The organism is [Lactobacillus] rogosae, from assembly GCA_900112995.1.
Taxonomy (GTDB): domain Bacteria; phylum Bacillota; class Clostridia; order Lachnospirales; family Lachnospiraceae; genus Lachnospira; species Lachnospira rogosae.
Window position 1 is genome coordinate 1 of sequence record FONU01000045.1, and the last position, 4,451, is coordinate 4,451.

The 4,451-nt window shown below is 36.3% G+C and carries 5 protein-coding genes and 1 pseudogene; all 6 read right to left on the bottom strand.

All coding sequences use genetic code 11. The annotated features are described in order from the left end of the window. Positions 1–175 precede the first annotated feature (175 nt). Positions 176–925, bottom strand: coding sequence for a hypothetical protein (locus BM157_RS12735; protein ID WP_090141454.1), 750 nt, complete (start codon positions 923–925; stop codon positions 176–178). Positions 926–1,056: 131 nt separating this feature from the next. Further along, the gene (locus BM157_RS12740) at positions 1,057–1,800 is read right to left on the bottom strand and encodes a hypothetical protein (RefSeq protein ID WP_055040720.1); all 744 of its coding nucleotides are present in this window, start codon (positions 1,798–1,800) and stop codon (positions 1,057–1,059) included. A 65-nt stretch (positions 1,801–1,865) separates the two neighbouring features. Further along, positions 1,866–2,522 carry a DUF3879 family protein gene (locus tag BM157_RS12745; protein ID WP_090141456.1) on the bottom strand — a complete coding sequence of 219 codons (657 nt, stop codon included), beginning with the start codon at positions 2,520–2,522 and terminating at the stop codon, positions 1,866–1,868. Between the two features lie 128 nt (positions 2,523–2,650). Then, entirely contained in the window at positions 2,651–3,229 is a 579-nt protein-coding gene (locus tag BM157_RS12750; protein WP_242865586.1) for an ATP-binding protein, read from the bottom strand. A 202-nt stretch (positions 3,230–3,431) separates the two neighbouring features. Continuing rightward, positions 3,432–4,142 (bottom strand): DUF6040 family protein, encoded by a 711-nt coding sequence (locus BM157_RS12755; RefSeq protein WP_014080632.1) that lies wholly within the window; start codon positions 4,140–4,142, stop codon positions 3,432–3,434. Further along, positions 4,120–4,451, bottom strand: a pseudogene (locus tag BM157_RS12760) (MobA/MobL family protein); the annotation flags it as partial. The gene BM157_RS12755 and the pseudogene BM157_RS12760, both read right to left, overlap by 23 nt.

Here is a 4,451-nt window from a genome sequence, read left to right on the forward strand (position 1 = left end):
TTAATATACCTATTTCCTTGAACTTTCATAGCAACCTCCTTAAGTTAGTCCACACTTTCTATACTTCTTTATCTATCTTGCTCGATGTCAAAGAACCTGCATCTATTTTCAGGTAATCTACATCACTGTCATTGCTCAATGAACCAATTTGATATTTTCCTTTTATCGAATCCTCTTATGCCTTAATATCAAAACTTGATCTATCAGGTGCAGAAATACTCACAGATTCTGCTACAAGGCTCTGTGTCATACTTTTTACATCATTACCAGTTACGGATAAGGTATAATCACCCGTTTCTTTTCCTTCTGCCGATTTTTCTGCACGTTTCTTTGCAGCTTTTTCTTCCTCTGCTTTTTTAGCAGCTCTTTTTTCTTTTATCTTTTCCTCTTTTTCTCTGTTCTCTTTTGCCTTTCGTTCAGCATTCTCTTTCGCTATTTTCCCATCTGGATCATTTGTACAAGATGCTGTCTCTATAATATTTCCGTTTGCATCAATCATATAACTCTGATTTGTCACAGTGCCCAAACATCCATTAATCGTATCTTTTGTACAATCCGGAATGGCTGCTAAGTTTTCCTCCAAATACTTTGCTTTTTCCGGATCATTCATGCACTTTTGTAAAAATGCACTTGAAACAGATACCGTTGTCGGAATACCCTGCATTGAAGTCAGCCCTATATTCATATAATGGTATTTTCCTTGCAAGTATTTTGAATAATCATTTACATTACTATACCCTGTCTTAATCTGCTCTGTTTTTGTCACACCGGGACGTGATGTTTTTAATTCAACTGTACTTGTTGTCACGTTGCCATCTTTTGTATTTGTACTATCCTTTTCACTATCTGTTTTTTTTACAGTATTCTTATAATTTGAAGCATAATACGATGTGTAACTGCTGTTATTGATACCCGTAATTGCCATAATCCTACCTCCCTGTTATTGAAACTTAAAATAATTTCTATTATATTGAACGACTTGGATATTTAATTTCTCTCAGCCTCAATATGATATGTAATTACTATTTTTATTTGTAAATCATAGTACTAACATCATCAAATCTTAATGCTCATCAATAACTGCTCTCTATTAGGCTGAATCATTGTATATTTCTCCTTAAATGAGGTAATTGCACCATACATTTTCTCAGTTAAATTTTCTGGGATTTCGTCCTTTCCCCTGGTTTTTTGCTCCTCAATGTAAGCCGATGCCAAAGTTGACCTTGTGGTAATTTTTGAAATTTTATTCATTTCTTCACCAATAATTCCACGGGCATGCTGATTGGTTGTCTCCATTGTCACAAAGTCATCCACTGTTTTTTTATATGCAGCATCTAAATTGCTTAACTCTTCATCCTTTGTAAGCTTACGAGGTCCATTTTCATCAGCTACATATATTTCTCTGGTTCCATTTTCATAGCCCTTCACAATTTCATCATATAATTCTGCGTATGCTTTAACATAATTATTTGCCTTGTCAGTAATATTTAAGGCACTTTTTCCTGTATCAACATTTTGATTCTGCTGTGCTGCCTTCTTTTGAATTTCATAACTATAATCAATATCACTGATTTTTTTACTCGCTAACAGTTCCTTTCTTTGAACCACATCATCATATTTTTCCTGTCCACTCTGCTGTATACGATTACGATAATACTCCAATCCCTCATTAGAAATCGAAAGCTTCACTGATTGCCCCACTGTATGTTTTTCGTTTGTCTGACTATTTCCTTTCTGTACTTTATCAGTATTTTTTTCCATTATTGAATTCGTATTATTCATGTAATTAGATATTTTCATATCCTATTTTTCCTCCTTAAAACCCATTATCTTAGTTTCACCTCGTGGCTCACAAATAAATCTATCTATAACTTTATATCTACTGACTTCCTGCCACTCTCAACAGACTCTCTTGTAATACCATCCAATGCGCCAGCCGGTATTGGTTTACCAGCTCTCCATGTAGGATCTTCGACTTTTGCAGCTTCTGCAAATGCCTGTCTGTATTGATGTTCATATTGTTCCATTGTCCAGCCTGCTGATAAGCGGTCATCCTTATCCATTTTTCTGTATAAATTGTTATATACACTCTCCCTTTTGGTAGTATCACCATTTAAAGTACCATTTTCATTTAAGAATTCTTTCTTTGCCAGTTCAAACATTTCTTCCCGGCTGCTCTCTGGAATAGAAATGATATGTTTATAACTGTTTCTGTTCTCATCCGTTACAGCAAGTCCCGTTAGTCCGGTATTCGGATCAATCCAGTCTCCATTTTTGTCATATTGGCTCATCAGGTTCTTAATTGCCTGAACATTCGTAAACATTGCACCGTTTCCATTCTTCATCATCTCACTCAATGCTGCTTTATACTTTTTACTGTTTGTGTCAATCCCTGCTGCTTTTAATTGTTTCTGTACAGAGCTGCTGTTCATTTGGGACAACTGAATATTGTTGACTAAATTTGTTTTTGATGTTCCAAATGTCGTTTGAAATAAAAAACCGTAGTCCGTAATTCTTGACATAAGCGAAACCTCCCATCATTAAATTTTTTATATGTATCATCCATTTTATTTTTTTATATCGACACACTCCTTCTGATATTTTACCTTTTCTGCACCAAGTACGATTTTTTTGCACGAAGTAAGACTTTTTATGAATTGAGGAATAACTCAGCAATAAATTTATTTCCATCACTTTTCAATATTAAATTTCCATCATATTTTTTTACACTGCTCTGAACATTCAGCAGTCCTATTCCACCGCCTTTTCCTTTCGCTGATACCGGAAAACCATTTTTCCACTTTACCTCCCCGCAGTTATTTTCGATGCTGGCAGCTATCATTTTATGGTATGAGCCAATCTTAATCGAAATATATTTCTCTCCTTCCAGCTTCTCTGCTGCCTCAATCGCATTATCTAATAAATTTCCAAAAATAGTTGTAATGTCGATTGGTGCAAGGAAATTCAGATTCACATTATCCACCTTTATGGTTACTGAAATACCTTTTTCCCTCATAACGGATTCTTTATCGGTAAGAAGAATGTTTAATATTGGATTTTCTGTGTATTGAACCGGAATGAGTGGCTTTAACAGTTCTCTGATTTCCGCTGCATATTCTCCTGCCGTATTCCCCTGCTCTGCACCATATAATCCTTCGATTGCTTTAATATGCTTATTTACATCATGTAATATGTGGACGGTTTGATCATATTTTTTTGTCTGCGTCAAATAGTATTCGTATTGTACCTTTGCCTGTTCCCTGCATTTTCTATATCGTCATGTTGATATTATTACTTTACTATCCTGCACACTCTCTGGGAGTGACTGTATCTATCAAAAAAGAAGCCAGCAGTTTATTCACGCACTGCTGACTTCCTATAATACTACTCATTTTATTTACTTCGCTGCGTCTCAGACAATTTTTTTATTTTTAAACATAACCTCTGTTTTCCCGCCATCCCTTTACATACCACCTGATTCCAACATATACCAGTTGCACGAATAATAAGAGAAATAGCAGATTGATTGGCAATACTTCCTTTATCCAATCCCCAAAGTAGATAGCTATTGCCATACTTACAAGTATCACCATTATGGTAATCATATCCCAACAGTATTTCTTATATAGCCCTGCAATCTTTATTTCGATAAATGCCAAAAGTATTCCCACACCCACCAGACATCCACCGCAAATCAATATTCTTATCAGCCAGTTTATAATTCCGGCAACGACAGGATTGGATATTCCATCACTAATCTGTGCCACGTTCTTTCCTGCCAGTACAACCCAGCCAGCAATGGTCTGTGTGAAAGTTGCGATTGTATCAAAGAATACCACGCAATCAGAAATAAATATTTTTGACCTTATCATCTGAAAAAGAGTAGTTGATACGGAATACCATATCAGCAGAAACATCAATGCTTCATACATGGCTGTTTTTGTTTTATATCTGCCTGCCAGTTTTTCCCTCTGCATATCATACTTTTCCTTAGCTTTCAGATAAGCTGTCTGTTTACAATTCCCGCACTTTTGATAGAGTACCGGCTTTTCAACCGGTATCTCTACTTTTTTCTGATGGGAGAGTGCATAATCCCGTTCCTGTTCTGCCTGTCTCTGCTTATCTCGACATTCCTCTATCATGGCTTGGACGGTGTGTGTTTTCTCTTTCTCGCTCTGCAACAATTCTTTTGTTTTCCTCAAGTCGTTCTTTAAGGCTTGAATGTTCTCTGTTTTGTTCTCGCTGTTTAACTTCTCGTTCAAGGTCAGCGATTCGTCGAGCTGCACTTTCAGTTCCCTGATAGTCCGGTCTTTCTGGTCGAGTTCTTCCTGCATCTGCTCTGTCAGCAGAAGCAACTCTTCCAGTTGATCGTCGCTCTTTGAGTTTCTTAATTCGTTCATCAATCAACCTTCCTTTCTCTAATTGCTGTTCAAGTTCAGTAATTCGCTGTT

Coding starts and splice junctions, on each gene's coding strand:
- BM157_RS12740 (WP_055040720.1), bottom strand. CDS start 1,800: ATGAAAATATCTAATTACATGAATAATACGAATTCAATAATGGAAAAA.
- BM157_RS12745 (WP_090141456.1), bottom strand. CDS start 2,522: ATGTCAAGAATTACGGACTACGGTTTTTTATTTCAAACGACATTTGGA.
- BM157_RS12755 (WP_014080632.1), bottom strand. CDS start 4,142: ATGATAGAGGAATGTCGAGATAAGCAGAGACAGGCAGAACAGGAACGG.
- BM157_RS12735 (WP_090141454.1), bottom strand. CDS start 925: ATGGCAATTACGGGTATCAATAACAGCAGTTACACATCGTATTATGCT.